The organism is Fulvimonas sp. R45 (genome assembly GCF_030504985.1).
In the GTDB taxonomy this organism is placed as follows: domain Bacteria; phylum Pseudomonadota; class Gammaproteobacteria; order Xanthomonadales; family Rhodanobacteraceae; genus Rhodanobacter_A.
In genome coordinates this window covers 1-2,782 of sequence record NZ_JASERU010000038.1, presented here as the reverse complement: position 1 = coordinate 2,782, position 2,782 = coordinate 1, and the positions used below count along the sequence as shown (strand labels likewise).

The following is a 2,782-nucleotide window of genomic DNA, read 5'->3' as shown; positions in this document are numbered from 1 at the left end:
CTTGGGTGAATGGTTTTTTTCGCAGGCGTCCAGCCGAAGAAAATAGCCAGAGGGCGGAGCCTTATGTCATTCATTTTCGTCCAGAAAATGAGTGGCATTGATACTGAAAGTATCATGGGGTGCAAGTTAGTAAAACTATGATTCTACCCATTATTTCACCCGTTATTCTGCCCGTTATACCTAAATTGGGTGCAATAACGGGTAAAGTAATAGGTAGAATAACAGGTGGATTAATGGGTAAGAAATAACACAACGTCATCTTGTGTCTATCTATTATTCTGTATCTTATTCTATGTATTATTCTACCTATTACAGACGAAATAGATAAAATAAGAGATAGAATAATAGATAGGATAATACATAAAATAATAGGTAAACCTAACGTCAGCGCACCTTTTCTTCGAGCTGTTTTAGCATCGAAATATCACCTAATAACCGTTGATTTTTACCTGTGAAAAAGATGATCGGACTGACATTTGCATTATCAATACTTCGGCTTAACTGAATTCCCATCGCCTGATAATCATCATCGTTTGTGCAATGGTATAACGCTAAAACAAGCTGACATTGTTCTGGAGTTCCGCATTCTATTGCCCAGCGGATCAACTCCGAAAAGGTCAATCCGTTCGGTTTCCAGTGTTTTTTATGCCGTGACGCTAACGCCTTAAATTTTTCACGCCCTTGATTATATTTTTCTGCCCCGATCACCGGATCTTCACAACGAACCCCTTGAACCGGTCGCTTATCAAATGACAATTCCCATAAATTTAATTCTTCGATGTATTCGTAATCTTCTGGCGATGCCAAACGAAATAATTGAGACATAGAGACACCCTCCGATCATGTGTGAACGGAGACAGTATAAGGCTTTCGAGAAATTCCGCTTCCTCGACGTGAAACAAGTTCACGCCTTGCGGCGAGCGTTGCGAATTGAATTTATGAGGTTTACCAAGCTCCAGATGTAACAAAGCCCCGTGACAGCATCACAGGGCTCTGGTACTCTAAATCTTGTGCATTCGTTGCTCAGATTAGACGTCGCAATCCAATCTTAGCAACGTGAGAGGCGCTTGTCACGTTCTCATTAAATACCAGCCAACGACATTAACCCAAATGCACCACTTGATTGACTCGGACTTAGCCCGGTCTCCGAAAGGATAAACAGGCAAATTGTGGTAGTAAAACGTACCGGAAAACGAAATTCCGGCTCTACCTCCGAATCACGCTGCGGTATCGAAAGATTACAGTGCGTACCTGATAAGAGCACCAATCAACGGACTAGGGATTTCTTGGATTGCGAAGTGTCGAAAGAAGCCCAACCTAACCAAACTTAGCCAGATTAACGAGCTAAGAGACCATGACCCAATAACTGATCATGGAGAAAAGCAAAGACAAGATGAAGATGTCGCTTCGCTCCGTTTTGATTAGTACCACATTGGGGCATTAGGCGTTTTTTACCTAGATTTTATCGGTGAACAATAACACCTAAACTCTCAACAAGCTGAAGCGCCTGCTCTCCATCCAACTTCACTCCATCTAAATTAATTCGCCTTGCATCAAGCTCGCCAAGCGCCCCACCCGTTAAATCACAACCAGTAAAATCAGCCAAAGACCAATCAAACGATGAAAACTCCCCACAAGAAAGATCGGAGCCACGAAACACGGCGCCAGTTATCACAGTGCCATTCCAGCGATTTTCCCACAGTTCGCACTTTTCTAATATGACTCTAGAAAAATTAGCGTAACTAAGATTTGTCTTGGTTATATAAGCACTACAAAACCATGACCTTGTAGTTATCATATTCATAAAATTAGCCCCTCGAAAATCAGCTCCTTGAGCTAAACACTCACTAATTTCAAGACCTAAGGCGCTAATGTTTTTAAAATTACTCATTGATAAATCGCAGCTTTTAAAGCTAGCGTTTTTTAGTTTGGCTCTATTAAAATCACACCCTTCCAAGCTATTCCTGTCGTAAAAACTACAATCAACAAATTCAGTATCAGTTAAATCAACCCCTGAAAAATCACAATTTGAAAAGGCAATATTTTTAACTCTATTCCCCGTAAATTGATCTCGTGAAAACTTTTCATTGATAAAGTGCTTTTCCATACATGCTACACCTGGTTATTTATACAGTGCAATCATTGTACATTAATTTGAACAACCTTAAACTCTAGCTAAAATTGATTCATACAATCCCTTTTATGTTAAACGGGCGAGTTAGTTAGCAAAAACCTCCCGTTCATCCCCATTAAAGCCCCTCGAAACGATTTTAAGACACGATCACCCTATAAAACACCCAAATCTACGCTGAAAGTTTAGAACGGTTTTGCGGGCTTCTGAGTGCGTTTTTAACATCGTGCAAACTGACAAGTAAAACGATGCGAAATCGCTGAAAGTCACAAACTTGTTTTGTGGCAAGAAGCGATTTGACCAACCGAGTAAAACGAGGGCGGTAGGCTTTTTGTTTTTATCCTGATGAGCGTCCAGCGAAGAAAGGGAAAAACAGGGGGAGCCGAAACGAAATGACACGCCCCAGCGATGGCAAGTGAACCCCAGTGAACGTGTTTCGTTTTGGGGGCAAAGCCCCCCGTCAAGCGAAGCGTCTGACCACCACATTTTTGAGCGACCAAATACAGGGGCGAAAAAAGGGGGTGGTCAGACGAACGCAGTGAGTTTGACGGGCTTGGGTGAATGGTTTTTTTCGCAGGCGTCCAGCCGAAGAAAATAGCCAGAGGGCGGAGCCTTATGTCATTCATTTTCGTCCAGAAAATGAGTGGCATT

3 protein-coding genes are annotated in these 2,782 nt (G+C 42.0%); all 3 read right to left on the bottom strand.

Annotated elements, in window-relative coordinates; genetic code table 11:
* Positions 1-384: 384 nt before the first annotated feature.
* Positions 385-825: a hypothetical protein gene (locus QMK61_RS17555; RefSeq protein WP_015063446.1), complete on the bottom strand. Its 441-nt coding sequence runs from the start codon at positions 823-825 to the stop codon at positions 385-387.
* Positions 826-1,462: 637 nt separating this feature from the next.
* Complete coding sequence (locus tag QMK61_RS17550; protein ID WP_012634451.1) at positions 1,463-2,107, bottom strand: quinolone resistance pentapeptide repeat protein QnrD1; 645 nt, start codon at positions 2,105-2,107, stop codon at positions 1,463-1,465.
* A gap of 290 nt (positions 2,108-2,397) precedes the next feature.
* The coding region (locus QMK61_RS17545; protein WP_024128018.1) for a hypothetical protein at positions 2,398-2,782 on the bottom strand (385 nt) is incomplete at its 5' end.

Excerpts from the sequence above, each read along its gene's own strand:
- QMK61_RS17550 (WP_012634451.1), bottom strand. The coding sequence starts at position 2,107 with ATGGAAAAGCACTTTATCAATGAAAAGTTTTCACGAGATCAATTTACG.
- QMK61_RS17555 (WP_015063446.1), bottom strand. The coding sequence starts at position 825 with ATGTCTCAATTATTTCGTTTGGCATCGCCAGAAGATTACGAATACATC.